Origin of the sequence: Nocardioides fonticola (assembly GCF_039536805.1) — a bacterium.
Taxonomy (GTDB): domain Bacteria; phylum Actinomycetota; class Actinomycetes; order Propionibacteriales; family Nocardioidaceae; genus Nocardioides; species Nocardioides fonticola.
On record NZ_BAAAZH010000012.1, the window covers coordinates 268,921 to 294,975 of the forward strand.

Annotated in this window: 31 protein-coding genes; 21 read left to right on the forward strand and 10 right to left on the reverse strand. The window is 72.7% G+C overall.

The features are described 5' to 3' along the window. Positions 1-44 precede the first annotated feature (44 nt). From ABD671_RS08690 to ABD671_RS08710, 5 genes are all read left to right on the forward strand, one after another. Positions 45-218: a DUF2273 domain-containing protein gene (locus ABD671_RS08690; RefSeq protein ID WP_344732917.1), complete on the forward strand. Its 174-nt coding sequence runs from the start codon at positions 45-47 to the stop codon at positions 216-218. Beyond that, positions 211-582 carry an Asp23/Gls24 family envelope stress response protein gene (locus ABD671_RS08695; RefSeq protein WP_344732918.1) on the forward strand — a complete coding sequence of 124 codons (372 nt, stop codon included), beginning with the start codon at positions 211-213 and terminating at the stop codon, positions 580-582. The genes ABD671_RS08690 and ABD671_RS08695 overlap by 8 nt, the downstream gene beginning before the upstream one ends. Continuing rightward, positions 579-1,103, forward strand: coding sequence for a hypothetical protein (locus tag ABD671_RS08700; protein WP_344732920.1), 525 nt, complete (start codon positions 579-581; stop codon positions 1,101-1,103). Before ABD671_RS08695 ends, ABD671_RS08700 begins: the two co-directional genes overlap by 4 nt. After that, positions 1,103-1,948, forward strand: coding sequence for a CsbD family protein (locus ABD671_RS08705; protein ID WP_344733106.1), 846 nt, complete (start codon positions 1,103-1,105; stop codon positions 1,946-1,948). Before ABD671_RS08700 ends, ABD671_RS08705 begins: the two co-directional genes overlap by 1 nt. A gap of 308 nt (positions 1,949-2,256) precedes the next feature. After that, positions 2,257-2,892 (forward strand): IclR family transcriptional regulator, encoded by a 636-nt coding sequence (locus tag ABD671_RS08710; RefSeq protein ID WP_344732921.1) that lies wholly within the window; start codon positions 2,257-2,259, stop codon positions 2,890-2,892. Here ABD671_RS08710 and ABD671_RS08715 read toward each other — a convergent pair. Next, positions 2,868-3,380, reverse strand: coding sequence for an Lrp/AsnC family transcriptional regulator (locus tag ABD671_RS08715; RefSeq protein ID WP_344732923.1), 513 nt, complete (start codon positions 3,378-3,380; stop codon positions 2,868-2,870). The two genes, ABD671_RS08710 and ABD671_RS08715, sit on opposite strands and share 25 nt — an antisense overlap. An 82-nt stretch (positions 3,381-3,462) precedes the next feature. On the opposite strand from ABD671_RS08715, the gene hppD reads away from it, so the two are divergent. After that, entirely contained in the window at positions 3,463-4,653 is a 1,191-nt protein-coding gene (hppD, locus tag ABD671_RS08720; protein ID WP_344732924.1) for a 4-hydroxyphenylpyruvate dioxygenase, read from the forward strand. 108 nt (positions 4,654-4,761) lie between these two features. On the opposite strand, the gene ABD671_RS08725 is transcribed toward hppD, so the two are convergent. Further along, positions 4,762-6,039 (reverse strand): MFS transporter, encoded by a 1,278-nt coding sequence (locus tag ABD671_RS08725; protein ID WP_344732925.1) that lies wholly within the window; start codon positions 6,037-6,039, stop codon positions 4,762-4,764. Beyond that, positions 6,036-6,506 (reverse strand): MarR family winged helix-turn-helix transcriptional regulator, encoded by a 471-nt coding sequence (locus ABD671_RS08730; RefSeq protein WP_344732927.1) that lies wholly within the window; start codon positions 6,504-6,506, stop codon positions 6,036-6,038. Before ABD671_RS08730 ends, ABD671_RS08725 begins: the two co-directional genes overlap by 4 nt. A 71-nt stretch (positions 6,507-6,577) precedes the next feature. On the opposite strand from ABD671_RS08730, the gene ABD671_RS08735 reads away from it, so the two are divergent. The 3 genes from ABD671_RS08735 (at position 6,578) to ABD671_RS08745 (ending at position 10,340) form a co-directional block, all read left to right on the forward strand. Beyond that, entirely contained in the window at positions 6,578-7,123 is a 546-nt protein-coding gene (locus tag ABD671_RS08735; RefSeq protein WP_344732929.1) for a DUF1697 domain-containing protein, read from the forward strand. 131 nt (positions 7,124-7,254) lie between these two features. Next, positions 7,255-9,144 carry a bifunctional metallophosphatase/5'-nucleotidase gene (locus ABD671_RS08740; RefSeq protein WP_344732931.1) on the forward strand — a complete coding sequence of 630 codons (1,890 nt, stop codon included), beginning with the start codon at positions 7,255-7,257 and terminating at the stop codon, positions 9,142-9,144. Positions 9,145-9,227: 83 nt separating this feature from the next. Further along, positions 9,228-10,340, forward strand: a complete 1,113-nt coding sequence (locus ABD671_RS08745; protein ID WP_344732933.1) for a type IV toxin-antitoxin system AbiEi family antitoxin domain-containing protein — start codon at positions 9,228-9,230, stop codon at positions 10,338-10,340. 88 nt (positions 10,341-10,428) lie between these two features. On the opposite strand, the gene ABD671_RS08750 is transcribed toward ABD671_RS08745, so the two are convergent. The 3 genes from ABD671_RS08750 to ABD671_RS08760 are packed head-to-tail and all read right to left on the reverse strand — an operon-like array spanning position 10,429 to position 13,116. Then, complete coding sequence (locus tag ABD671_RS08750; RefSeq protein ID WP_344732935.1) at positions 10,429-11,232, reverse strand: enoyl-CoA hydratase-related protein; 804 nt, start codon at positions 11,230-11,232, stop codon at positions 10,429-10,431. Beyond that, on the reverse strand, positions 11,225-11,782 hold the full coding sequence (locus tag ABD671_RS08755; RefSeq protein ID WP_344732936.1) for a nicotinamidase: 558 nt from the start codon (positions 11,780-11,782) through the stop codon (positions 11,225-11,227). The genes ABD671_RS08750 and ABD671_RS08755 overlap by 8 nt, the downstream gene beginning before the upstream one ends. Continuing rightward, entirely contained in the window at positions 11,779-13,116 is a 1,338-nt protein-coding gene (locus ABD671_RS08760; RefSeq protein ID WP_425574903.1) for a nicotinate phosphoribosyltransferase, read from the reverse strand. Before ABD671_RS08760 ends, ABD671_RS08755 begins: the two co-directional genes overlap by 4 nt. A 7-nt stretch (positions 13,117-13,123) precedes the next feature. Between ABD671_RS08760 and clpS the strand changes: the two genes are divergently transcribed. Genes clpS through ABD671_RS08790 form a run of 6 tightly spaced genes read left to right on the forward strand, consistent with a single transcriptional unit; the run spans position 13,124 to position 16,275 of the window. Then, positions 13,124-13,432, forward strand: coding sequence for an ATP-dependent Clp protease adapter ClpS (clpS, locus tag ABD671_RS08765; RefSeq protein ID WP_344732938.1), 309 nt, complete (start codon positions 13,124-13,126; stop codon positions 13,430-13,432). A gap of 4 nt (positions 13,433-13,436) precedes the next feature. Then, the gene (locus ABD671_RS08770) at positions 13,437-14,021 is read left to right on the forward strand and encodes a DUF2017 domain-containing protein (protein WP_344732939.1); all 585 of its coding nucleotides are present in this window, start codon (positions 13,437-13,439) and stop codon (positions 14,019-14,021) included. Beyond that, a complete protein-coding gene (locus ABD671_RS08775) occupies positions 14,018-14,488 on the forward strand; it encodes an NUDIX hydrolase (RefSeq protein ID WP_344732940.1) in 471 nt (156 codons plus the stop codon). Before ABD671_RS08770 ends, ABD671_RS08775 begins: the two co-directional genes overlap by 4 nt. 37 nt (positions 14,489-14,525) lie before the next feature. Next, positions 14,526-14,963 carry a M67 family metallopeptidase gene (locus tag ABD671_RS08780; RefSeq protein ID WP_344732941.1) on the forward strand — a complete coding sequence of 146 codons (438 nt, stop codon included), beginning with the start codon at positions 14,526-14,528 and terminating at the stop codon, positions 14,961-14,963. A gap of 38 nt (positions 14,964-15,001) precedes the next feature. Continuing rightward, positions 15,002-15,280, forward strand: coding sequence for a MoaD family protein (locus ABD671_RS08785; RefSeq protein WP_344732942.1), 279 nt, complete (start codon positions 15,002-15,004; stop codon positions 15,278-15,280). 29 nt (positions 15,281-15,309) lie between these two features. Beyond that, positions 15,310-16,275 (forward strand): PLP-dependent cysteine synthase family protein, encoded by a 966-nt coding sequence (locus ABD671_RS08790; RefSeq protein ID WP_344732943.1) that lies wholly within the window; start codon positions 15,310-15,312, stop codon positions 16,273-16,275. 138 nt (positions 16,276-16,413) lie between these two features. On the opposite strand, the gene ABD671_RS08795 is transcribed toward ABD671_RS08790, so the two are convergent. Beyond that, positions 16,414-17,445, reverse strand: coding sequence for an alkaline phosphatase family protein (locus ABD671_RS08795; protein WP_344732944.1), 1,032 nt, complete (start codon positions 17,443-17,445; stop codon positions 16,414-16,416). 194 nt (positions 17,446-17,639) lie between these two features. Between ABD671_RS08795 and ABD671_RS08800 the strand changes: the two genes are divergently transcribed. Beyond that, positions 17,640-18,410 carry an MBL fold metallo-hydrolase gene (locus ABD671_RS08800; protein WP_344732945.1) on the forward strand — a complete coding sequence of 257 codons (771 nt, stop codon included), beginning with the start codon at positions 17,640-17,642 and terminating at the stop codon, positions 18,408-18,410. Here the strand turns inward: ABD671_RS08800 and ABD671_RS08805 are convergent. From ABD671_RS08805 to ABD671_RS08815, 3 genes are read right to left on the reverse strand one after another with little or no spacing between them, the layout of a single operon-like run. Continuing rightward, the gene (locus tag ABD671_RS08805; protein ID WP_344732946.1) at positions 18,395-20,062 is read right to left on the reverse strand and encodes a GMC oxidoreductase; all 1,668 of its coding nucleotides are present in this window, start codon (positions 20,060-20,062) and stop codon (positions 18,395-18,397) included. The genes ABD671_RS08800 and ABD671_RS08805 overlap by 16 nt on opposite strands. Before the next feature lie 17 nt (positions 20,063-20,079). Further along, positions 20,080-20,754, reverse strand: a complete 675-nt coding sequence (locus ABD671_RS08810; RefSeq protein WP_344732947.1) for a response regulator — start codon at positions 20,752-20,754, stop codon at positions 20,080-20,082. Then, complete coding sequence (locus tag ABD671_RS08815) at positions 20,751-21,941, reverse strand: sensor histidine kinase (protein WP_344732948.1); 1,191 nt, start codon at positions 21,939-21,941, stop codon at positions 20,751-20,753. The genes ABD671_RS08810 and ABD671_RS08815 overlap by 4 nt, the downstream gene beginning before the upstream one ends. A gap of 132 nt (positions 21,942-22,073) precedes the next feature. Between ABD671_RS08815 and ABD671_RS08820 the strand changes: the two genes are divergently transcribed. From ABD671_RS08820 to ABD671_RS08840, 5 genes are all read left to right on the forward strand, one after another. Then, positions 22,074-23,033: an ABC transporter ATP-binding protein gene (locus ABD671_RS08820; protein ID WP_344732949.1), complete on the forward strand. Its 960-nt coding sequence runs from the start codon at positions 22,074-22,076 to the stop codon at positions 23,031-23,033. Next, complete coding sequence (locus tag ABD671_RS08825) at positions 23,030-23,839, forward strand: ABC transporter permease subunit (protein ID WP_344732950.1); 810 nt, start codon at positions 23,030-23,032, stop codon at positions 23,837-23,839. Before ABD671_RS08820 ends, ABD671_RS08825 begins: the two co-directional genes overlap by 4 nt. 72 nt (positions 23,840-23,911) lie before the next feature. Then, on the forward strand, positions 23,912-24,712 hold the full coding sequence (locus tag ABD671_RS08830) for an SGNH/GDSL hydrolase family protein (RefSeq protein ID WP_344732951.1): 801 nt from the start codon (positions 23,912-23,914) through the stop codon (positions 24,710-24,712). After that, complete coding sequence (gene rph, locus ABD671_RS08835; protein WP_344732952.1) at positions 24,709-25,431, forward strand: ribonuclease PH; 723 nt, start codon at positions 24,709-24,711, stop codon at positions 25,429-25,431. Before ABD671_RS08830 ends, rph begins: the two co-directional genes overlap by 4 nt. Beyond that, entirely contained in the window at positions 25,428-26,054 is a 627-nt protein-coding gene (locus ABD671_RS08840; RefSeq protein ID WP_344732953.1) for a non-canonical purine NTP pyrophosphatase, read from the forward strand. Before rph ends, ABD671_RS08840 begins: the two co-directional genes overlap by 4 nt. Position 26,055: the final 1 nt, after the last annotated feature.

Consider the following 26,055-nt stretch of genomic DNA (forward strand, 5'->3'; position numbering starts at 1 on the left):
CGTCTTCAGCCCGCCATCAGCCCGCCACCAGCCAGGAGAACACCATGCCCAGCTCCACCCTCGGCCTCGTCGCCGGCCTGCTGCTCGCCATCGCCGCCCTGCTCGGCGGCTTCCTCGGGTTCGTGCTCGCGATCCTGCTCGGGGGCGGCGGCTACCTGGTCGGTGCGCACCTCGACGGCGACCTCGACCTCAGCGCCCTGCGGGGTCGTCGTGGCTGAGCTCGCCGAGCGCCGGGACGCCGAGGAGCGCGGCACCCTCGACATCCGCACCCGGGCGATCGAGCGGCTGGCCGAGCGCGCCGTCCTGGAGACGCCGGGCACCGTGGCCCACCGCGGCAGCCTCCGCGGCCTCATCGGCGGGTCCGCCCCGAGCGCCCACGTGAGCACCTCCGGCCCCGGCGTGCGTGTGGTGCTCGACGTCGCCGCGACCTACCCCGCCGACATCGGTCGCATCGCCGCCGAGGTGCGCGACCACGTCCTGCGGCGTGCCGCCGACCTCAGCGGAGTCGGTGTCACGACCGTCGACGTCACCGTGCACCTCGTCAGCCCCGACGAGGCCGCGACGCCACGGAGGGTGCAGTGATCGCGGCGCCCGCGCCGACCGCCCGCCGCAGCGTCGGCACCGTGGCCGTCGTCCTCGCCCTGGGGCTCGTCGCGCTCGGCGTCGTCGGGGTGCGCGAGCTCCTCGTCGCCCGGGGATGGGCGGCGGGATCGTCATGGACGCTCGAGGCGCTGCGAGGTCTCGACGGCCTGACCGCCACCACCGGCGTGACGGTCGCCGCGGGCGGCGCCGTCCTCCTCGGCCTGGTGCTCGTGGTGATCGCCGTGCTGCCCGCTCGCGCCACGCATCGCTCCGCCGACGGCGTCCTGTGGTTCTCGGCCGGCGCGCTCAGCGCGTTGGCCGCCGCGGTCGCCGACCGCACGCCCGGCGTGCTCGCCGTCGATGCCCGCCGCAGCGGCCGGCGCCGCATCGTCCTGGAGGTCGTGAGCGGTGCTCGGCAGGACCCGGAGGCTGTCGCGGTCGCCGTGCGCCAGGCGGTCGACGTGCGGCTCGCCGGCCTGCCCGCGCCGGCCGTACGGGTCCGCGTGAAGGCGGTGGCGTGATGGCGCCGCTGCGGCGCGACCGCGCCGCCGTCCTCGTCGCCGGGCTGCTGCTCCTCGCGCTCGGGCTGCTGGGTCTCGACTGGCGCGCCGACACCGTGCTCGACCTGCGCCCGACGCTGTCGACCGCCGCCGGCCAGGACGCCGTCGCCACCGCATGGTTCCCCTGGGTCGGTGCTGCCGTGGGGCTGGTGCTCATCGTGCTCGGGCTGCTCTGGCTGCTCGCCCACGTGCGCCGTCCCGGCACCGGCGCCATCCGTCTCGCGGCCAGCGACCACACCGGGCGCCTCGAGGTCGACGCGCGCTCGCTGGCCCGGGCGGCCGCGGCCGACCTGGCGGCACGGACGCCGCTCGAGGACGTGCGCGGCTCGGTGGCCACCCACCGCGGCACGACCGTCGTCGAGCTGCGCGGACGCCTGGCGCACGACGCCGGCGCCGCCGCGGCCACCGCGACCGACGACCTCGCCGCCGCTGCCGCGACCGCCGCCGCCCAGCTGGCGGCCGCCCTGCCCGACGAGGCCGTCGCGTGCCGCGTCGTCCTCGACCCCCCGCGCCGGACCAAGGAGCCCCGCCGCGACCGCGTGCGGGTCCGCCCGGCCACCTCGACCACCCGACCGCACCACCCCTCGGAGCAACCGCTCCGCGGGCACCGTATGGAACCGAAGGAGAGAACGATGGGACTGGCTGACAAGGCCAAGAACGCTGCTCAGGACGCCCTCGGCAAGGCCAAGGAGGTCGTGGGCGACCTCACCGACGACAAGGAGCTGCAGGCCGAGGGCAAGGCCGACCAGGCCGAGTCGTCGGTGAAGAAGGTCGGCGAGAACATCAAGGACACCTTCACCAAGTGACCATCGCGTGACCACGGACGACCCCGCGCGGGTCGTTCCGGACGGCGGTCCGGCCTCTCGGGGCCGGGCCGCCGTCCCCTTCTCGAGACACGTCCTCTCGGCGCGACGGCGCACCAGGTCGCGTGCGCGCCACTAGTGGCGCGTGTGCGAAGTTCTTGGATGGTTCGCGTCGTCAGGGTGCGTGCATCGCAAGGCGGCGTCGCGAAGGGCTACCGGGCGTAACGCGAGCGATGCCGACGCTGCGAGGTGCGTGCCATGGCGGCGCCAACCGTCCAAAGATTTCGTGCACGCGCCACTAGACTCCACGGGTGCCGACCGAGACCTCCCAGACCCTCGATCGTGGCCTGCGGGTGCTCAAGGAGCTCGCGGCCGCGCCCGACGGATTGACGATCACCGAGCTCGCCGCGCGTCTCGGCGTCAACCGCACCATCGTCTACCGGCTCGTCACCACCCTCGAGCAGCATGCGCTGGTGCGTCGGGAGCCGGGCGGTCGGGTGCAGGTGGGCCTCGGCGTCCTGCACATCGCCTCGGCGGTGAACCCGGTGCTGCGCGAGACCGCGGTGCCGGTGCTGCGCGAGCTCGCCGAGGCGGTCGGCTGCACCGCCCATCTGACCGTGGCCGACGGCAGCCAGGCGCTGGCCGTCGCGGTCGTCGAACCGACCCGCACCGACTTCCACGTCTCCTACCGGGTCGGCACCCGGCACCCGCTCGAGCAGGGCGCGGCGGGCAAGGCGATCCTCCTCGGCCGTCAGCGCGGACGCCGATTGCCCTACGTCGCCACCGTCGGGGAGCTCCAGGCCGGCGCTCACGGTGTGGCCGCGCCGCTCGGCGTCGCCGGACTCGAGGCGAGCGTCGGCGTGGTGACCCTGGGCGACGTCGACGAGGAGGCCGTCGGCGCCGCCGTGCTCGACGCCGCCCGTCAGCTCTCCGATGCCCTCGGCTGAGCCTGCGCGCCGGCCGCTCCCGCGTCGGCCGTCACCAGCGGCAGCACTCGGTGGGGGATCTGGGTCGCCAGCGCGATGACCGTGCTCGACCGCTGGATCGCCGTGTGCCGCAGCACCAGGTCGATGACCCGCTGCAGGTCGGTGTTCGAGCGGGCCACGACGCGGGCCAGCAGATCGCCCGTGCCGGTGGTCGTGTGCGCCTCGAGCACCTCCGGGATCGCCCGCAGGTGCTCGCCGACGGCGTCGTGGCCGCCGTCCCCGTCGGGATCCTGGCGGATCTCGAGGGTGAGGAAGGCGGTCACCGGGTAGCCCAGCGCCTCGGGGGAGAGGGACGGCGCCCAGCCGGTGATCACGCCGCGCCCCTCCAGCCGGTCGAGGCGGGCCTGGACGGTGCCGCGGGCCACCTGGAGCCGTCGACTCGCCCCGAGGACGCCGATGTGCGGCTCAGTGCTGAACAGATCGAGCAGTCTGCGGTCGAGATCGTCCATGTGGGTCCTCCGATGTGAGCAATCTGCTCAATGATCCCGACGATGGTTGCACAGTGTGACCCGCGCCACCCACCCTGCCGTCATGACTGCGACGCCCTCGGCCCCGACCGACCGGTTCTCCGACGACCAGCTGCGCGACCTGCTCGGCCTGGTCGACCACGACGTCAGCGCCGACCCGTTCCCCGTGAACGGGCTCGACGCGGTCGTCTTCGTGGTCGGCAACGCCACGCAGGCGGCGTCCTTCTACCAACTCGCCCTCGGCATGGAGCTCGTCGCCTACCGCGGCCCCGAGACCGGCCACCGCGACGCGAAGTCCTTCGTGCTGCGCTCGGGCTCCGCGCGGTTCGTGCTCACCGGCGGCGTTGCGCCCGAGAGCCCGCTGCTCGAGCACCACCGCCGCCACGGCGACGGCGTCGTCGACCTCGCCCTCGAGGTGCCCGACGTCGACCGGTGCATCGAGCACGCGCGGGCCCAGGGGGCGCGGATCCTCGTCGAGCCCTACGAGGAGTCCGACGAGCACGGCGTCGTCCGGATGGCCGCCATCGCGACCTACGGCGAGACCCGGCACACCCTCGTCGACCGGTCGCGCTACCACGGCCCCTACCTGCCCGGGTACGTCGAGCGGAGCAGCACGATCGTGCGCGGCGACGGTCCGCGCCGGTTCTTTCAGGCCGTCGACCACTGCGTCGGCAACGTCGAGCTCGGCCGGATGGACGAGTGGGTCGACTTCTACCGGCGCGTGCTCGGCTTCACCAACATGGCCGAGTTCGTGGGCGACGACATCGCCACCGAGTACTCCGCGCTGATGAGCAAGGTCGTCGCCAGCGGCAACCACAAGGTGAAGTTCCCGCTCAACGAGCCCGCGATCGCGCGCAAGAAGTCGCAGATCGACGAGTACCTCGAGTTCTACGGCGGACCCGGCTGCCAGCACCTCGCCCTCGCCACCGGCGACCTCCTGGCCACCGTCGACGCTCTGCGGGAGCGCGGCATCGAGTTCCTCGACACCCCCGACTCCTACTACGACGACCCCGAGCTGCGCGCCCGCATCGGCGAGGTGCGGGTGCCGATCGAGGAGCTCAAGAAGCGCCGCATCCTCGTCGACCGCGACGAGGACGGCTACCTGCTCCAGATCTTCACCAAGCCCGTCGGCGACCGGCCGACCGTGTTCTTCGAGTTCATCGAGCGGCACGGCTCGCTCGGCTTCGGCAAGGGCAACTTCAAGGCCCTCTTCGAGGCCATCGAGCGCGAGCAGGACGCCCGCGGCAACCTCTGAGCGATCGCACCGGGCTGAGGCGACGCCCGCCCGCAGACGCCACGGCCGCCGTCCCCTCCCCGGGACGGCGGCCGCGTGCGCGTCGGATCGGACGGCGACCAAGGCGTCTCAGGCGTCGCCCACCAGCACCGCCTCGGCCTCGGCGCGGGAGCCGACCTCGGCGTGCGGCGTGCGGCCGGCGACCGTGCGGCGTCCGAGGGTGAGGATGGCCGCGCCCACGATCACCGCGGCGGCGCCGAACCAGAACGGTGCGTGCGGGCTGACGTTCTCACCGAGCTTGAGGGCGGCGTAGGGACCCACCGCGCCGCCGGTGAACCGCAGGAACGAGTACGCCGCCGACGCGATCGGCCGCTCGACCGGCGCGGCGCCCATGACCGCCTCGGTGATGAGGGTGTTGTTCACGCCGATGAAGGCGCCGGTGACGATGATCCCGATCACGATCACCGCGGTGTGCTCGGTGAAGAGGGCCATCACGGCGAGGTCGGCGGCGAAGAGCGCCAGCATCGTGATGATCGCCGGCACCGTGCCGATCGCGCGCTGCACCACCGGGGCCGCGAACACCGAGGTGACGGCCAGCAGCAGGCCCCAGGCGAAGAAGACCCAGCCGATCTGCAGGATGCTCGCCTCGGGCAGCGCGAACGGTCCGGCGGCGAGCACGGTGAAGAAGCCGATGTTGTAGAACGTCGCGGTCACGCCGACGAGCAGCAGCGCACGGTGCCGCAGCGCCCGGAAGGGGTCGGCGAGCGAGGTGCGGCGTCCGCTCGGGGGAGTGGCGGGCAGCAGGAACGTAGTGGCCACCAGCGCGATCACCATCAGGCAGGAGACCCCGAAGAACGGCGCCCGCCACGACTGCTCGCCGAGCAGGCCGCCGACCAGCGGGCCGGAGGCGATGCCGATGCCCAGCGCGGCCTCGAACAGGATGATCGCCTGGGCCGTCGAGCCCTTGGCCGCCGAGACGATGGTCGAGAGCGCGGTCGCGACGAACAGGGCGTTGCCCAGTCCCCAGCCGGCGCGGAAGCCGACGATCTGGCCGACGGTGTCGCTCGAGCCGGCGAGGGCGGCGAAGACGATGATGATCGCCAGACCCGCCAGCAGGGTGCGCTTGGGGCCGATGCGGCTGGACACGACGCCGGTGACGAGCATCGCGATGCCCATGATCGCCATGTAGCTGGTGAACATCAGGGAGACCTGGCTCGGGGTGGCGTCGAGCTGGGCGGCGATGTCCTTGAGGATCGGGTCGACCAGGCCGATGCCCATGAACGCGATGACGCAGGCGAAGGCCACGGCCCAGACCGCGCGGGGCTGGGCGAAGAAGGACGCCGGTTGGTCGGTGGACGGCCGGTCTGCGGCCGTTCCGGTGGCGGAGGTGGTAGCGGGGGTGCTCATGAGGTCCTCTCGTCGAGCGGGTGGAGTGAGGCGGGGACGGGCGCCGGTTCGGTGGCGGCCAGCAGGTCGCGCAGGACGGCGACGGCGGTCGCGACGTTGTCGGCGGTGTGACCGCTCGCGGCCACGAGGGCGGCGACGGTCGCGGCGTTGGCGCTGCGGGCCCGGGTCAGCTCGGTGCGGCCGGCGTCGGTGAGGTGGACGTCGGCGGCCCGGGCGTCGCCCGGGCGAGGTCGCTTGGCCACCCAGCCGCGATCGACGAGGCCGGTGACCGTGGCCGACATCGTCGGCTGGCTGCAGCCGTCGAGCTCGGCCAGGCGGGTGACGCCGATGTCACCGTGCTCGTCGAGCATCGAGAGCACCCGGAAGCCGGGTGGGAGATCGTTGCGTCGCCGCACCGTGCGGATGAGGCGGGCCGCGTAGACGACCAGGTCGCTGCTGTGGTCGCGGAGCGGATCGTCGGAAGCCATGCCCTCCACCATACATAGGGTGCCTATGTATCTCGTGGTCGCCTGTCGGTGGGCTCTGTCACAGTGAGGCCATGACGCCGCCCGGTCCGACCCGTCACGTCGCGTTCCTCCGCGCCATCAACCTCGGCGCCCAGCGGAAGTTCCCGAAGACGGCGGTCGCCGACGCCGTCCGGGCCGCGGGGTTCGAGGAGGTCGAGGTGCACCTCAACACCGGCAACGTCGGCTTCCTGGCCGCCGGCGAGCGGCTCGACCTCGAGAGGCGCCTGGAGGAGGCGTTCCTCGCGGCCGCCGGCTTCGAGGTGCCGACCGTGGTGATGACGGCCGCCGAGATGCGCGACGTCGTCGAGCACGCCGCCGAGTTCTCGGCTCCCGGCGACGACGTCGGCCACCACGTCTCCTTCCTGAAGGCGGAGCCGACCGCCGAGGCGGTGGCGGCGCTGCAGGCCGCGGCGCGTGACGACGAGCGGGCCGTCGTCCGCGGGCGGGCCGCGCACCTCCTCCTCGGAGCCGACTACCACCGGGCCAAGCTCACCAACGCCCTCGTCGAACGGCACCTCGGCATCGCGACCGCGCGCCGCATCACCGTCGTCCGCGAGGTCGCCCGGAGGTGGTGCTGAGCAGGCGCTGGCGTGGTGCTGCCCTCCGCCCGGGTGAGAACTCCTTCATCGAGGCGTCACCCGGTGGTCGCCGCCCGGTCGTGGGGCCTAGGTTGGATCCCGCTGTCTCGGACCGATCTCGGGAGGATCCTTTGTCTCAGCACCACTCGGGCGCGCCCGCGCCCGCCACTCGCCGCACCGTCCTGACCGGCGCCGCCGTGTCGGCCACCCTCGCCGCCGCCGGCTACACGGCGTCCCCGGCCGTCGCGGGAGGCCACCCGCCGCACGGCGGCCATGGCGGTGGCCACGGGGGCGGCCGCGGGCCGGTGCGGCTGACCGTGCTCGGCACCACCGACCTGCACGGCAACGTCTACAACTGGGACTACTTCAAGAACGCCGAGTTCGACAACGCCGCCCACGACGACATCGGCCTGGCGAAGGTCCGCACCCTCATCGAGGCCGTGCGCGCCGACCGGGCGGGCGAGCCGATCCTCACCCTCGACGCCGGCGACACCATCCAGGGGACGCCGTTGGCCTACTACTACGCCCGCATCGACCCCATCACGCGCGGTTCGGTGCACCCGATGGCCACGGCGATGAACCTCGTCGGCTACGACGCCGCCGCGCTCGGCAACCACGAGTTCAACTACGGGCTCGACGTCCTGCGCACCTTCGAGTCCCAGCTCGACTTCCCGCTGCTGGGCGCCAACGCCGTCGACCCGTCCACGAAGCGACCCGCGTTCCCGCCCTACATCATCAAGCGCTTCCGGGTGCGCGGGCGCACGCTCACCGTCGGCGTCCTCGGGCTGACCAACCCCGGCATCGCCATCTGGGACAAGGCCAACGTCGAGGGTCGGCTCGCCTTCCCCGGCCTGGTCGAGCAGGCGAAGCGCTACGTGCCGGAGCTCAAGCGACGCGGCTGCGACCTCGTCGTCGTCGCGGCCCACTCCGGTGCCGACACCTCGTCGTCCTACGGCGACGCGCTGCCCTACCCGGAGAACGCCTCGTCGCTGGTCGCGGCCGGCGTCCCGGGGGTCGACGCGATCCTGGTGGGTCACGCCCACAAGGAGATCGCGCAGCGCTACGTCGCCAACGACAGCTCCGGGCAGCAGGTGCTGCTGTGCGAGCCGTCGTACTGGGGCATGCGGCTCGCGGTGATGGACCTCGTGGTCGAGCCCACCCGCGACCGCCGCGGCCGGCACACCGGCTGGCGGCTGGTCTCGGCCACCTCCCAGGTGCTGAACTCCAACACCGTCGATGCCGACCCGGAGGTCGCCGCCGCGGTGCGCAAGGCCCACGACACCGTCGTCGCCTACGTGAACTCGCCGATCGGCACCTCGACCACCCAGCTCTCGGCGGCGCGCGCCGTCGTCGAGGACGTCCCGATCATCGACTTCGTCAACCACGTACAGGCCGATGCGGTGAAGAAGGCGCTCACCGGCTCGGACGCCGCGCTGCCGGTACTCTCGATCGCCGCCCCCTTCAACCGGGCGGCGTCCTTCCCCTCGGGCCAGGTGACGGTGCGCGACGTCGCGGGCCTCTACATCTACGACAACACGCTGCTGGCGGTGCGGGTGACCGGCGCCGACGTCCGGGCCTACCTGGAGTACTCGGCGCGGTACTTCAAGCAGGTCAGCGGCACCGGGCCGTTCACGATCGACCAGCTCACCAACGCCGTCACCGCCACGGCGCCGAACGGCACGCCCGACTACAACTTCGACTCCGTCGCCGGCCTCGACGCCCCGCTGGCCTACGCGATCGACGTCGCCGCTGCGGCGGGTTCGCGCATCACCGATCTCACCTACGACGGCGCGCCGGTGACCGACACCCAGCAGTTCGTGCTGGCGGTCAACAACTACCGCCAGTCCGGGGGCGGCGGCTTCCCCGCCGTCTCCACCGCCCCGGTCGTCTACAACGCGCAGGTGGAGATCCGCCAGCTCCTCATCGACTGGGTCACCGCCACCGGCACCATCGACCCCGCGACCTTCGCCTCCGTCGACTGGCGCCTGGTGTCGGCTGGTCGGCCGATCACGGTGAGCTGAGGCCCGCTCGCTTGTAACGCGGGGTTACACACCACTACCCGACCCTTGTAAGGGGTGCCTAGTGCTACGTAACCCCGCGTTACATGAGTGGCGGACGGCGACGGCCACGAACTGTCCACATCCCCTGTGCATCCGTCCGGACGTCCACAGCCTCGCCGCCGGTCGCTCCAGGGACGCTGTCGGGGTTCGATCGTCGTCCCATGACGATCGATCCGCTCGAACTCATGGAGCGCCAGCACGGTCTGGTGTTGCGGCGCCAACTCCTGGCCGGCGGGTGGCCCCCAGCACTCATCGACCGCAAGGTCGCGAGTGGCGAGTGGACGGCGATCCGGCGCGGCGTCTACATCTGCACAGTCCGGTGGGACGCCGCCGACGAGCATGTCGGCCGACCACTGATGCGCGCGCTCGCCGCCAGTCTGTCGATGCTCCATCCGCACGTGGTGTCCCATGACTCGGCTGCCCTGATCGCCGGCCTCCCTGTCCTCCGCACGCACCGGGCGCTGACCCACATCACCCGCTACGGCGTCCACGGCGGTCGCACACGCCATGGGGTCAAGCACCATCAAGCGCCGTTCGAGCCGTGGATGGTCGAGGAGAGTTCGGGCGTTCCGTACTTCGGGATCGCCCGGACGGCAGCGGACCTCGCCCGGGAGCACGGACTCCACCAAGGCCTGGTGGCCTTCGACGCAGCCTTGGCCATGGGGTGTCGCCCCGCCGATCTCGACGCTGTCGTCGCCGGCATGCGCAACTGGCCGCAGGTCACGGTCGTGAAGGAGTGCCGGGAGCTCGCCACCTGGGGCGCGGAGTCGCCGGGCGAATCGCTGACCAGGCTTCTGCTGCGGGAGATGGGTGAGATCGCCCAGACGCAGTTCGGGCTGATGAATGGAGGACGCCAGGTCTGGAGCGACCTGAGGGTCCGGCGCCATCTCATCGAGTTCGATGGACGTCGGAAGTACCGCGATGAGAGCGACCTGTGGGACGAGAAGCTGCGCGAGGACTTCCTCCGAGGCCTCCACCTCGGGATCTCCCGCGTCGTCTGGGAGGACGTGAACACCCCGATCGCCTGGTGTCGCACCCAGAAGCGTCTGAACACCGACATCGCACGCAGCGACGAGTTGTACGGGCGCGATCTCACCGGTCTGGAGGGGCTGATCATCCCCGACGCCGTCCGGTTGGAGCGCATCCATCGCTTGTAACGCGCGGTTCGGTAGCTCTAGGAACCCCTTGTAAGGGTCGGGTAGTGGGGGCGAACCCCGCGTTACAAGCTTTCGCCGCCCGCCCCGGCTACTCCCCGCGGAACACCGGACGACGTCGTTCGGCGAAGGCGGCGAGTCCTTCGGTGAAGTCGGCGGTGCGGAAGAGGGTGCGTTGACCGGAGTGCTCGCGGGCCAGGGCCTCCTCGAGGTCGGGGAGGGTGGCGGCGTTGATCGCCTTCTTCACCGCGGCATGGGCGATGCGGGGGCCGGCGGCCAGCCGGGTGGCGAGCTTGGACGCCGTCGCGACGAGTTCGTCGTCGGGGACGACGTGGGTGATCAGGCCGGTCTCGAGGGCCTCACGTGCGCTCATCGGCTCGGCGAGCAGTGCCATCCGCATCGCCCGGGCGCGGCCGATGGAGGCGGCGACCGTCAGCGACGAGCCGCCGTCGGTCATCAGCCCCAGCTTGGTGAAGGGCAGCAGGAAGGACGCCGACTCGGCGGCGATGATGAGGTCGGAGACCAGCGCGGCCCCGCAGGCGACGCCCGCGGCCACGCCGTTGACGGCGGCGACGACCGGCTTGTCGATGGCCACGATCGCGCGGATCAACCGGTTGGCGCCGTCCATCGTCTCGTGCGGGAACTGCGGGGCGAGGTGCAGCGACTCCATGTCGGCACCGGCGCTGAAACCCGCGCCGGTGCCGGTGATCACGACGGCGCCGATGTCCTCGCGCGAGCGCGCGGCCTCCACGGCCTCCGAGGCGGTCTGCATCATCGCGCCGTTGACGGCGTTGAGCACCTCGGGGCGCGTGAAGGTGACCCACAGGACGCCGTCGCGCACCTCGAGCGCGACCTGCTCGGTGCCGACGAACGGTGCCGCCTCGGTCTCAGCCATGGGTCACTCCCGCTTCCTCGAGTTCGGCCAGGGCGGCCGTGGTGGTCTCCGGCGCCACACCGGCGCAGAGGTCGTCGAGGAGCCGGACGCCGAACCCCTCGGTGACGGCGTCGAGCGCCGTGGCGCGCACGCAGTGGTCGGTGGCCAGGCCGCACACGTCGACGTCGGTGACGCCCCGCTCGCGCAGCCAGGCGGCGAGTCCGGTGCCCTCGGCGGTGCCCTCGAACCCCGAGTACGCCGCCTCGTGCGCGCCCTTGAGGAACACGGCGTCGAACCGTGCGTCGGCCAGCGCCGGGTGCAGTGCGGCGCCCTCGGTGCCGGCCGCGCAGTGCACCGGCCAGCTGTCGACGTAGTCGGGTTCCTCGCTCCAATGCGCACCCGGGTCGTGGTGGTGGTCGCGGGTGGCGACCACGGCGACGTAGGACGACGCCGCGGGGGAGCGGAGCAGGTCGGCGACCCCGGCGGCGACGGCGTTGCCGCCGGTCACCGGCAGCGAGCCGCCCTCGCAGAAGTCGTTCTGCACGTCGACGACGATGAGCGCGCGGGTCATGGCGCGACGCTACCGCGAGCAGTGCGGTGCTCGGTCGGGATCACCGGCTCGCCACGCGCCATCGAACGGGCGGCCACCGGCAGTTCCCGGACGGCGGCCGCATGCCGCTCGCGGGCGACGTCGAGGGGCTCGGTGCCGACGATCTCACCGGCCCGCACGAGCGGACGCAGGAGCGGCCGCTCGTCCTCGGCGAAGGTGTCGGCGTGGCTGACGACCTCGGCGACGGCCCGCCCGCCCACGACCCGCCGCGCGGCCCACTTGCGACCCCCGACCGACCCCTTCTGCGGGCTCCGCTTGGCCACCGGCACCAGCCGGCCGTCGTCGTCCTCGCGGGCGACGAGCTTGTAGACGAACCCGCACGTCGGATGGCCCGATCCGGTCACCAGGCGGGTGCCGACGCCGTATCCGTCGACGGGTGCCGCCGCCAGGGCGGCGATCGCGTACTCGTCGAGATCGCTGGTCACCACGATGCGCGTGTCGTGGGCGCCCAGCGCGTCGAGCTCGCGACGCACGTCGCGGGCGAGCACGCCGAGGTCGCCGGAGTCGAGGCGCACCGCCCCCAATCCGGTGCCCGCGATCTCGATGCCCCGCCGCACCGCCTCGGCGACGTCGTAGGTGTCGACGAGCAGCGTCGTCCCGGTGCCGAGTGAGGCGACCTGGGCGCGGAAGGCGTCGTCCTCGGAGTCGTGCACGAGCGTGAAGGCGTGGGCGCTCGTGCCCGCCGACGGGACGCCGTACCGCTGCCGCGCGGCCAGGTTGGACGACGTCGCGAACCCGGCGAGGTAGGCGGCGCGTGCCGCGGCGACGGCGGCCTCCTCGTGCGTGCGCCGCGAGCCCATCTCGATGCACGGCCGGCCCTCGGCCACCAGCGTCATCCGCGAGGCCGCCGAGGCCACCGCCGAGTCGTGGTTGAACACCGAGAGCAAGAAGGTCTCCAGCAGCACGGCCTCGGCGAAGGTGCCCTCGACCACGAGCACGGGGGAGTCGGGGAAGTACACCTCGCCCTCCCCGTAGCCCCACACGTCGCCGGCGAAGCGGTAGTCGGCCAGCCAGGCCAGCGTCGCGTCGTCCACCACCCCGTCGAGGACGCCGAGGGCGTCGTCGTCGAAGCGGAAGGCGGCCAGGCCCTCGAGCGCGCGACCGGTGCCCGCGACCACGCCGTAGCGGCGTCCCTCGGGGAGCCGACGGGCGAAGAGCTCGAAGATGCAGCGGCGGTGCGCGGCACCCGAGGCGAGCGCGGCCTGCAGCATCGTGAGCTCGTAGTGGTCGGTGAGGAGCGCCGTGGAGCGGGTCACGGGTCTGACAGTAGGGCGCGGCCCTCGATGTGACAGCATGGACGACGTGTCTGCGACCAGTCCCGTCGAGGCCGAGCCGATCACCACACCGGACGAGCTCGGAGAGACCTGGTCGATCCCGGACAAGCCCTGGGTCACCGTCGTGTGGAACGACCCGGTCAACCTGATGTCCTACGTCACCTACGTCTTCCAGAAGTACTTCGGCTACGACAAGCGCACCGCCGAGAAGCTGATGATGGAGGTCCACGAGGACGGCAAGTCGGTGGTCTCCAGCGGCACCCGCGAGGAGATGGAGCGCGACGTCCAGGCCATGCACGAGTACGGCCTGTGGGCCACGATGGAGAAGCAGGAGTGAGGTCATGACCGGCTTCGCGCGCCACCGCCGCAGCGGCCGGGTGATCGCGACCTTCAGCGGCTTCGAGGCCGACCTGCTGCGCTCGCTGGCCTCCCAGCTCGTCGAGCTGCTGCGCGACCAGGCGGCCGCGCCCACCGAGGTCGCCGACCCGCTCGAGGCGATGTTCGACTTCTCCGGGCCGGTCACCGAGCCCGACGACCCCGTGCTCGCGCGCCTGTTCCCGACCGCTTACCCCGACGACCCCGAGGCTGCGGCCGACTTCCGTCGCTACACCGAGCAGGGCCTGCGGCACGGCAAGGCCGAGGCCGCCTGCGCCATCATCGACACCCTCGAGGAGGCCGGTCTGCCCACCGACACCTTCGAGGACGGCCTGATGATCGACGTCGAGCTGACGCCGGAGGAGGCCGAGGTCTGGATGCGCTCCTTCACCGACCTCCGCCTCGCCCTCGCCACCCGCCTGGGCATCGAGGAGGACGACGAGGAGCGCTGGGCGGCGCTGCCCGACGACGACCCGCGCTCGCAGGCCCACGACATCTACGAGTGGGTCGGCTACCTGCAGGAGACGATCGTCGGGGCCCTCAGCCGATGAGCCCGATCCCGCCCTTCGTCGTCGAGCTGCGCGAGCTCGTCGGCCAGCGGCAGCTGTGGCTGCCCGCCGTCACCGCCGTCGTCCTGCACGAGGGGCAGGTGCTGCTCACCCGCCGCGCCGACAACGGGCGATGGGCCCCGATCACCGGCCTCCTCGACCCGGGCGAGCATCCGGCGGTCGGCGCCGTCCGGGAGGCCGAGGAGGAGGCGAGCGTGGTCGTCCGCGCCGACCGGCTGGCCGCCACCGGCGTCACCCCGGTCATCACCCACGCCAACGGCGACCTCGCCGTCTACCTCGACCTCACCTTCGCCTGCTCGTGGGTCTCCGGGGAGGCCGCGGTCGGCGACGACGAGAACCTCGAGGTGGCCTGGTGGCCTCTCGACGCGCTGCCGCCGATGGAGGCCTACCTGCTCGAGCGCATCGAGGCGGCGGCCTCGGGGGAGACCGCGGCCCGCTTCCTGAGCTGATGCGGGTGGGCCGCCCGTCCTCCCCTACCCTGGACCGGTGCTGACCATCGACCAGGCGACCTACGACGCGATCGTCGCCCATGCCAAGCGGGACCACCCCGACGAGGCGTGCGGCATCGTGGCCGGTCCCGAGGGCAGCGACCGTCCGACCCGCGTGGTCGAGATGGTCAACGCCGCCGGCAGCCCGACGTTCTACGAGTTCGACTCCACCGAGCTGCTCGCGCTCTACAAGGAGATGTGGGCCAACGACGAGGAACCCGTCGTCGTCTACCACTCCCACACCGCCACCGAGGCCTACCCGAGCCGCACCGACATCGGCCTGGCCAGCGAGCCGAACGCGCACTACGTGCTCGTCAGCACGCGCGAGCACGGGAATAACGACGGCCCGGTGGAGTTCAGATCATTTCGGATCGTGGACGGCGAGGTGACCGAGGAAGAGGTCGTCGTCGTCCCCGAGCTCACGCCCGCCCCCTGACCGCCCGGTCAGGTACGTCACACCCACGAGGAGAACCCGTGTCCATCGAGGTCCGGATCCCGACCATCCTGCGCACCTACACCGGCGGGGAGAAGTCCGTCAGCGCCTCCGGCGCCACCCTGAGCGCGCTGATCGACGACCTGGAGGCCAACCACCCCGGCATCAAGGACCGCCTCATCGACAACGGCGACCTGCGTCGGTTCGTGAACATCTACGTCAACGACGAGGACGTCCGCTTCCTGGGCGGCCTCGAGGCCGACCTCTCCGACGGCGACCAGGTCGTCGTCCTGCCGGCCGTGGCCGGCGGCGCGGTCTGAGCGACGGCGACGACACCCGGGACCGTTCGATGGCGCGCTACGACGACCTGCTGACCTCCGTGGGCAACACGCCCCTGGTGGGTCTGCCGCGGCTGTCGCCGGGCGTGCTGCCGAACGGTGCCGAGGTGCGGTTGTGGGCCAAGCTCGAGGACCGCAACCCCACCGGCTCGATCAAGGACCGTCCGGCCCTGAAGATGATCGAGGAGGCGGAGAAGGACGGCACCCTGCGACCGGGGTGCACCATCCTCGAGCCGACTTCCGGCAACACCGGCATCTCGCTGGCGATGGCGGCCAAGCTCAAGGGCTACCGCATCGTGTGCGTCATGCCGGAGAACACCTCCGAGGAGCGCCGCCAGCTGCTGCGCATGTGGGGAGCCGAGATCGTCTCCTCGCCGGCCGCGGGCGGCTCCAACGAGGCGGTGCGGGTGGCCAAGCGCATCGCCGACGAGCACCCCGACTGGGTGATGCTCTACCAGTACGGCAACCCGGCCAACGCGCTCGCGCACGAGGAGGGCACCGGCCCCGAGCTGCTCGCCGACCTCCCGAGCATCACGCACTTCGTCGCGGGCCTGGGCACCACCGGCACGCTGATGGGCGTCAGCCGGTTCTTCCGTCGGGCCAAGCCCGACGTCCGCATCGTCGCCGCCGAGCCGCGCTACGGCGAGCTCGTCTACGGCCTGCGCAACCTCGACGAGGGCTTCGTGCCCGAGCTGTACGACGCCGACCTCATCGACTCCCGCTTCTCGGTCGGCCCGCGCGACGCCGTCCGCCGGGTGCGCGAGCTGCTCGAACTCGAGGGCATCTTCGCCGGCGTCTCGACCGGCGCCATCCTGCACGCGGCCCTCGGCCAGGCCGCCAAGGCGGTCAAGGCCGGCGAGCGTGCCGACATCGCCTTCATCGTCTGCGACGGCGGCTGGAAGTACCTCTCGACCGGTGCCTACGAGGGCACGATCGACGAGGCCGAGGACGCCCTCGAGGGTCAGCTCTGGGCCTGAGGTTCGACCCGTGTCCGTGCGGGAGTTTCCCCGGTCAGCCGGGGAAACTCCTGCTTGTCAGGCAATGCTTGCTGTGCCAAGTGCCAGTTTCCCCTGACCAGTCAGGGTGCTGATCGCCCGGCCAGCCGGCCGGTGTGCTCAGAGGGCGACGTCGAGGTTCTGAGCGTCGTTCAGCTCGCTGCCCGGCACCGGGCCGAGGCCCAGCAGTGCGGTGGCCAGGTTCGCCAGGTCGCCGTTGCGCACCGGCTGGCGCTCAGCGCCGTAGCCGGGGCGGCCGCCGACGGGGTCGCGGTAGTCGGGGTTGAACTGGTAGAGGTCGCCACGGTCGACGGTGGGTCCCCACACGATGAAGGGCACCGTGTAGTTCGCGAGCAGCGAGGCGTCGCTGTGCGAGCGCGACCCCTGCGCGCCGCCGTGGTCGCTGGTGAGGACGACGACGAGGTCGTCGAGCGCCGGCTCGGCGGCGATCGTGTCGAGCACCGCGCCGATCTCGTCGTCGACCTTGGCCACCGCCGTGAGGTAGCGGGAGGAGAGGAAGCCGTACTCGTGGCCGGCGCGGTCGGGGCGCGCGAGGTGGAGGAAGGTGAAGGCGCGGGTCCGCGTGCGCAGATCGCGACGCACCTGCCGCACCGTGGCCGCCTCGTCGTCGCGGGTGAAGGAGCGGTCGATCGCCTGCGGCCAGGAGCGCTGGTAGAGGGAGAACTTCGCCTTCGAGGCGAACAGTGCGGTGCTGCCGCCGGCGTCGTGGACGACGGTGAACACCGAGGCCACGGAGTGCCCGGCCGCCTGCTGGACCGTCGTCCCGGGGCGATCGTCGTCCCAGGTGACGCCGTGCCCGCCGCGGGACGCCGTCACGCGGCGTCCGGTCAGCATGCTGGTGTGGTTCGGCAGGGTCGTGGTGCGCTCGACCGCGGTGCGGGCGTTGAGGGTCGAGACGCCCTGGTCGATGAGCTGGTAGAGATGCGGCGCGCGGGTGCGTCCGAGCCGCCGGATGGCGGCGGGGTTGAGTCCGTCGACCGAGATCGCCAGCACGTGCTGCGTGCGGGCGTCGGGCGCTGCCGCGGCTGCGGGCGCCGCTACCGGGGACGGCGCGGACTCGGTGTGAGCGGCCGTCGGGACGGCCAGCAGGGCGAGGGACAGGACCACGGCGGCGGAGCTTCGAAGGCGCACCCGAGGAGAGTACGACGAGGCGGTGGGCTGCGGGCGCGACTCCGCGGGCCGACCGCCGACGTGAGCTACATCGCGGTAGCCGGACGCCGCCGGATCGATGTCGTAACCTAAGGCGCCATGTCAGTGCCGACGACTCCCACCTCCCTCGCCCCGCGTCGCGGTGGTGGGGTGCGGCGCGCACCCGGGGGCCGGTCGTGAAGCTGACGGTCATCGGTTGCTCGGGCTCGTACAACGGCCCCGACGCAGCCGCGAGCTGCTACCTCGTCGAGGCCCAGCTCGACGACGGCACCGGCAGCCGTCCCTGGCGCCTGCTGGTCGACATGGGCAGCGGTGCGCTCGGCGAACTGCACCGGCACATCGATCCGCTGAGCATCGACGCCGTCCTCATCAGCCACCTGCACGCCGACCACTGCCTCGACCTGTGCGGCTACTACGTGATGCGCAAGTACCACCCGACCGGCTCGCAGCCGCGGCTGCCCGTCTGGGGGCCCAGCACGACCGCCGACCGCATGGCCCGCGCCTACGACCTCGAGATCGACCCGGGCATGCACGAGGAGTTCGAGTTCCTCACCTGGGACGCCGAGGTGCACATCGGGCCGTTCGTCGTCGAGCCGGTGCCGGTCGACCACCCGGTGGAGGCCTACGGCATGCGCATCAGCGCCGACGGCACCACGATCGGGTACTCCGGCGACACCGGCCCGTGCGAGGGCCTGGACGCCATCGCCAAGGACGTCGACCTCTTCCTCGCCGAGGCCTCCTTCCGCTCCTGCGACACCAACCCGCCGGCCCTGCACCTGACCGGCACCGAGTGCGGCGAGGTCGCCACCCGGATGGGGGCGCGGCGCCTCGTCGTCACCCACATCCCGCCGTGGTTCACCAGCGACGTCGCCCTCGAGGAGGCTCGCGACTCCTTCGCCGGGCCGGTCGAGCTCGCCCGTCCGGGCGCGGTCTACGACCTGTCCTGACCAGGCCCGCCGGCGAGGGGCACCGGGACGCCGTCAGCACGGCCCGGCGACCGCTGCGCCGCCGGCACCCGGCTCATCGCCCGCTCGGCGAGCGCGGTGATCGTCAGCGAGGGGTTGGTGCCGAGGTTGACCGGCACCACCGAGCCGTCGCAGACCAGCAGGTTGCGGTAGCCGAAGACCCGTTGATCGGCGTCGACGACGCCCTCGGCGGGTGACGCGCCGATGACGGCGCCGCCGAGGGGATGGGCGGTCAGCCCGATGCCGGCGACGGCGTCGAGCAACGGGCTCTCCGCGATACCGCCGGTGCGGGCGGCCACACGCCGCGCGGCGTCCTCGGCAGCCGCCGACGTCGAGGGCAGCGGGTCGTCGGGATCGAGCTCGCTGACGAGGCCGCCACGCCGCCCCGGCCGCAGGCGCAGCGCGCCCCCGCCGGTGCCCATGACCAGCAGCATGAGCTGGCGTCGCGACTGCCCGAACGGCACGAGGGTCTGGGCGAAACGCCACGGATGGCGCGCGATCGTCCCCAGCCAGGCGAGCGCTCGCCGGCGTCCGCCGGTGGTGAGCAGGGTCAGGCCCGTCGACATGTAGTCGGCGTGCGCGCCGTAGCCGAGCGTCTCCACGTGGGTGTCGGGCGTGGGGTGGATGCTGGAGGTGATGGCGACCCGCTCGGTGAGGCCATGGGCGACCGCCCGCGGCAGCAGGACGCCGGGCACGAACTCGCCGTTGGTGCGCACCTCGTGCCCGACCCGCTCGGAGAGCCGGGGCAGGTCTCCGGCGGCCCGTGCGGTGGCCAGCAGCCGCGTCGTCCCGAGGACGCCGCCGGCCAGCACGACGCCGTCCGCCTCGATCGCCTCCGCCCGGCCAAGACGCCCCCAGCGGCGCCGGGCCCGCACCGTGACGAGGTAGCCGTCGCCGCCGTCCTCGGCGCCGCGCGGGCGCAGACCGACGACCTCGGTGTCGGGTCGGATGAACGCGCCGCGATGCTCGGCGAGGTGGAGGTAGTTCTTGACCAGCGTGTTCTTCGCGCCGACGCGGCAGCCGAGCAGGCAGTCGCCGCAGCGGGTGCAGCCGGTGCGCGGGGGACCGGCACCGTCGAGGAGCGGGTCGGGGACGGTGCGTCCCGGCGTCCCGAGGAAGACCCCGACGGAGGCCTTGCGGTAGGTGTGCTCGACCCCGAGGTCGCGGCCGAGGTCCTGCAGCAGCAGGTCGCCCGGATCGTCGGGGCCGCCCGGCTCGGCCGCTCGGTACGGCGTCGCGCCCAGGAGCCGTTCGGCCTCGGCGTAGTGCGGCGCCAGCTCGGCGGCCCAGTCGGCCAGGCCGCGCCAGCGCGGGTGGGCGAGCACGTGCGGGTCGGCGCGGTAGAGCACGTTGGCGTACGCCAGCGAGCCCCCGCCCACGCCGACCCCCGAGACGATCGAGACGTGCCGGGTGGTGGTGATGCGCGTGATGCCGCGCCAGCCCAGGCGGGGTGCCCACAGGTAGCGGGGGAGGTGCCAGGCCGATCGGGCGAAGTCGTGGTCCTCGAAGCGGCGCCCGGCCTCGACGACGGTGACGTCGTACCCCTTCTCGACCAGCCGCAGGGCCGCCACGCTGCCACCGAACCCCGACCCGACGACCACCCAGTGCGGTGTGGCGCGGGTCACAGGAGGCATGGGGTGACTCTAGTTCGCTAGACCCATCCGGCGTCGTGGACGCAGATCGCGATCTGCACCCGGTTGGTGGTGCCGAGCTTCTCGAACAGCTTCGAGACGTGCGCCTTGACGGTGGGCACCGAGAGGAACAGCTCGGCCGCGATCTCGGCGTTCGACAGGCCGCGGCCCACCGCACGTGCCACCTCGGCCTCGCGCTCGGTGAGGACGTCGAGCCGCTCGAGGGCGCGGGTGGTGCGACTGTCGGCGGCCGGGTCGTCGTCCCGGATGCGGTCGATGAGGGTGCGGGTGACCGACGGGGAGAGCATCGGGTCGCCGTCGGCGACCGCGCGTACGGCGGCGAGCAGGTCGGGCGGCGGGGTGTCCTTGAGCAGGAAGCCGTCGGCGCCCGCCGCGAGCGCGGCCACGACCTGGTCGTCGGCGTCGAAGGTGGTGAGCACGATGACGCGCGGCGGTGAGGCGAGCGCCTGGATGCGCCGGGTGGCCTCGAGGCCGTCGAGGCGCGGCATTCGGATGTCCATGAGGACGACGTCGGGGGACAGGCGCGCGGCCTCGTTGACCCCGGCCTCGCCGTCGCCGGCCTCGCCGACGACCGTGATCTCCTCCCGGCCGCCGAGCATGAGGGCGAGGGCGGAGCGCACCAGCGGATCGTCGTCGACGAGCAGGACGCGGATCGGCGTGACGGGGCCGCTCATGGCGCCCAGGGTAGCCACGCGCGGACCTCGAAGTGCGACCCCCGGACGCCGTGCACGAGCCGTCCGCCGGCCAGCTCCGCGCGCTCGGCGAGGCCGATGAGCCCGAGCCCGGCACCCGGCGTGGGGCGTCGGCTGAAGCCGAGGGGGTTGTCGAGCACGACCTCGACACCGCGCGCCGGGTCGCCGCCCAGGCGGATCGTCAGCAGCGTGTCGGGGGCGTGCTTGCGGGCATTGGTGATGCCCTCCTGCACGATCCGGTAGACGGTGCGGCCCAGGGCGTCGGGCAGGGGCTCCCCGAGGTGGTCGGCGTAGTCGAGGTTGAGGCCCTCGTGCCGGCACTCCTCGACCAGGCGCGGCAGGTCGATGTAGGTGGGCTGCGGCACCGCGGTGTCGGCGTCCAACCGCCCGGTCACGGGGTCGCGCAGCACGCCGAGCACACCACGCAGGTCGGTGAGCGCCTCGTGCGCCTTCTGCTGGATCACCGTCGCGCTCTCCCGCATCTGCTCGGCCGTCAGGTCGTCGCGGAACGACAGGGCGCCGGCGTGCAGGGAGATCTGGGAGATGCGGTGGGCGAGCACGTCGTGCATCTCGCGGGCGATGCGGGCCCGCTCGTTCTCGCGGGCGCGCTGGGCCTGGAGCTCCTGCTCGGCCTCGGCGAGCTCGGCGCGCCGCTGGAGGGTCCAGTAGAGCTCGCGACGCGAGCCGATGTACATGCCCCAGCCCATCATCCCTGCGGTGAAGATCGCGTTGACGATGACGTCGAACCACCACGGGTCGGCGTCCGGGTCGGGGAGCACCAGGCGGGTCAACATCAACCCGGAGGCGAAGTTCGCGACCCCGACGACCGCGATCTCGCGATAGCGGCGACGCGTGGCGACCGAGACCGCAGCCAGGGTCGAGGCGCCGGCGGCGAGCCCCGAGGCGCACCCGAGCAGGCTGGTGAGCAGCCCGATCGGCACCGGCCAGCGCCGCCGCCACAGCACCGCGACGAAGGCCAGCGTGCCCAGCCCGGCGTCCAGCCCGAGGAGGGCGAGACCGCCGGCGTCGTACTCGCGGGCGGCGACCGTCGCCCAGGCTGTGCCGCCGATGACCAGGGCCAGGGCGAAACGCCAGCCGTGGCGCCAGCGGGTGAGCTGCGGCTGGTAGGCCGCGGGTGCGGGCCGTTGCCGCGCGTCGGCCTCGATCACGCCGCCCACTCTAGGGACGACCCGGGACGCCGTGGACCGGCCCCGGGTCGCGGGCGACCCCCTACTTTGGTCGGGCGCGGAACCGCCGCGCGACCGATGTGTCCGGCCGGCCCCGGTGGGCAGGCTGGGGCCATGATCAAGGTCGAAGGACTCACCAGGACCTACGGCGCGTTCACCGCCGTCGACGACGTCAGCTTCGAGTGCCAGCCGGGACGGGTCACCGGCTTCCTGGGCCCGAACGGTGCCGGCAAGACCACGACGATGCGCATCATGGTCGGGCTCACCCCGCCCTCCAGGGGCAGCGTCACGATCGGCGGCCACCGCTACGCCGACATCCCCAACCCCGGGCGCCACGTCGGCGTCCTCCTCGACGCCTCGGCGCAGCACGGCGGCCGCACCGGCCGCGAGATCCTCACCCTCGGCGCCCGCACGATGGGGCTGCCGATGAGCCGGGTCGACGAGATGCTCGAGTTGGTCTCGCTCACGCCCGCGGAGTCCAAGCGCCGTCTGCGCAACTACTCCCTCGGCATGAAGCAGCGCCTCGGCATCGCCCACGCGCTGCTCGGCGACCCCTCCGTGCTGATCCTCGACGAGCCCGCCAACGGCCTCGACCCCGCCGGCATCCGCTGGATGCGCGGCCTGCTCAAGGGGTACGCCGACCGCGGCGGCGCCGTGCTGCTCTCCAGCCACCTGCTGCACGAGGTCGAGCTGATCGCCGACGAGATGATCCTCATCGGCAACGGCCGCATCGTCGCCCAGGGCGACAAGCAGACCCTGCTGCGCGAGGAGAAGCCGAGCTCGCTGGTCACCTCGCTCGACAACGGCCGCCTCGGCGAGGCGCTGACCCAGGCCGGGTTCGGGGTCTCCCGCGCCGGCGAGGGCCTGCGGGTGGAGTGCCCGCCGGTCGAGGTCGGACGCGTCGCGCTCCAGGCCGGCGTCGTCCTGGTCGACCTGCGCACCGGCTCGCGCGGCCTGGAGGACCTCTTCCTCCAGCTCACCGCCGACACCCAGCGCGAGCAGGCGCCCGGCGCCCAGCCCGCCCCGCCCACCCAGCCGATGCAGCCCGTCCAGAACCAGGGAGCAGCCCGATGAGCGCCACCGCACCCGTCGCCCCGCGCACGATCGACATCTCGAACACCGCGCCGATCCCGTTCACGCGGCTGATCGGGGTCGAGTTCCGCAAGAGCTACGACACCCGTGCCGGGTTCTGGCTCCTGGCCACCATCGGCATCCTGGTCACCCTGGCCGAGACGATCGTGACGATCGTCGGCATCACCCAGGACGACGCCGACCTCAACTTCGGCAACTTCGTGCAGGTGGCCGCGTTCCTGACCGCTGTCCTGCTGCCCGTGCTCGGCATCCTGCTCGTCACCGGCGAGTGGGGTCAGCGCACCGCGATGGTCACCTTCTCCCTCGAGCCCCGCCGGTCGCGGGTCATCGGCGCCAAGTACGTCGTCGGGCTCGTGCTCACCCTCGTCACCGCGCTCGTCGCCGTCGTCGTGGGCGCGGTCTGCAACGCCGTCCTCGGCCTGGCCACCGGCGGCGCCGACTGGACGTTCGGCTGGTCGATCTTCATCGGCTTCCTGCTGCTGCAGTCGATCGCGATGACCACGGGCTTCGCGCTCGCGGCCCTGCTGCTCAACACCCCGGCGGCGATCGTGGTCTTCTTCGCGCTGACCTACGTGGTGCCGACGATCCTGGCGATCGCCTCGGTCTTCCTCGACTGGTTCGAGGACTTCAGCCACTACATCGACTTCCAGCGGGCACAGCAGCCTCTGGCCGACCTCTCGCTGAACACGGGGTCGGAATGGGCGCAGCTGCTCGTCTCGGGTGCCATCTGGCTCGGCATCCCGCTGGTGCTCGGTCTGCGGCGCATCCTCTCCGCCGAGGTGAAGTAGTTCATCAACGCTTGACCGACAGGTCAGCCGTCACGGCCCTCAGGTTCCCCTCTCGGGGGGACCCTGAGGGTCGTGGCACGTGCGTACCTGCGCTTCGCGGCGCTCGGAGACAGCACCACCGTCGGCATCGGCGACCCCGTACGTGACCCCGACGGCCGGGAACGCTGTCGGGGCTGGGCGAGACTCCTCGCCGAGGGTCTCGCCGCCCATCACGACCTCTCCTTCTGCAACCTCGCGATCTCCGGATCCACCGTGGCCGACGTCCGCGACCGCCAGCTCGCGGACGCCGTCGCCCACGCGCCCGACCTCGCCTCGCTCATCGTCGGGGTCAACGACGTCATGCGTTCGACGTGGCATCCCGACCGGTTCGCCCGCGACCTGCTCGAGGTCGCCGACGCCGTGGCCGCCACCGGCGCCCTGCTCGTGACCCTGCGCTTCCACGACCACGGACGCGTGTTCGGCCTCCCGCCCGCGGTCCGTCGTCCGCTCGACAACCGCATCGCCGCCGTCAACGCCGCCTACGACGAGGTGGTGCGTCGGCACGGGGGAGTGCGCGTCGACCTCGCCGAGCAGCCCGGCGTCTACGAGCGCGCGGCCTGGTCGGTCGACCGCCTCCACCCCTCCGAGATCGGGCACCGCATGCTCGCCCGAGCGGTCGCCCAGGGACTGCGCGAGCACGGCGTCGCCGTCGCACCACCCTCCCTCGAGCCCTCCGGCGGCATCGAGCCGACCTGGCGGCGCAACGCCGCCTGGGTGCTCACCGAGGGCGCGCCGTGGATGGGGCGCCGGGCCCGCGATCTGGGTCCGTGGGCGGTGCGGGCCGCATGGGGCCGTCCGGTCGAGGAGGAGCGGGCCGTAGCCTCTGCGCCATGACTGCACGCGAGGACGGCCGCGCCGACGACGAGCTGCGCCCCATCACGATCACCCGCAACTGGCTCGACCACGCCGCCGGCTCGGTGCTGGTGGAGTTCGGCAGGACGAAGGTGCTCTGCGCCGCCTCGGCATCGGTGGGCGTGCCGCGCTGGCGCAAGGGATCGGGCCTGGGCTGGGTCACCGCCGAGTACGCGATGCTGCCCGCCTCGACCAACACCCGCTCCGACCGCGAATCGGTGAAGGGCCGCATCGGCGGTCGCACCCACGAGATCAGTCGGCTCATCGGCCGCTCGCTGCGCGCCGTCGTCGATTACGAGGCGCTCGGGGAGAACACCATCCAGCTCGACTGCGACGTCCTCCAGGCCGACGGCGGCACCCGGACGGCGTCCATCACCGGCGCGTACGTCGCGCTCGTCGACGCGGTGAACCACCTGCGCTCCACCGGCGCCCTGACCGGCGAGCCCATCACCGGCTCGGTGGCCGCGGTCAGCGTGGGCATCATCGACGGCGTCCCGCGGCTCGATCTGCCCTACGTCGAGGACGTGCGTGCCGAGACCGACATGAACATCGTGATGACCGGCGACGGCCGCTTCATCGAGGTGCAGGGCACGGCCGAGGGCGCCGCCTTCGACCGCCGCGAGCTCGACGCCCTGCTCGACCTCGGCGCCAAGGGCTGCGCCGACCTCACCCGGCTGCAGATCGAGGCGCTCGCCCGGTGACGGCCTCGCCGCTGGTGTTCCTCGCCTCCCGCAACGCCAAGAAGCTGGAGGAGATGGACCGCATCCTCGCGCCCCTCGTGCCGGGGGTGCGAGTCGTCGGCCTCGACGACCTCGCCGACCTCGGCATCGCGACCTACGACGAGCCGGTCGAGTACGAGCCGACCTTTGCCGGCAACGCCCTGCTGAAGGCGCGCGCGGGGTTCGCCGCCACCGGTCTCGTCTCGGTGGCCGACGACTCGGGGCTCTGCGTCGACGCGCTCAACGGCATGCCGGGCGTGCTCTCCGCGCGGTGGTCGGGTCCGCCGAAGTCCGACGCCCGCAACAACGAGCTGCTGCTCGCCCAGCTGGCCGACGTCCCCGACGAGCGGCGTGGCGGACACTTCCGCTGCGCGGTCGCCGTCGTCCACGCCGGTGGCGAGCTGGTCGTCGAGGGACGCATGGACGGCCGCATCCGCCGCGCGGTGGCCGGCAGCGGCGGGTTCGGCTACGACGTCCTCTTCGAGGCCGACGACCACCCCGGCGTCACGACCGCGGAGCTCTCGCGCGAGGACAAGGACGCGATCTCCCACCGCGGGCGGGCGCTGCGCGAGCTCGCGCCGCTGCTGGCCGCGGTGCTGGGCTGAG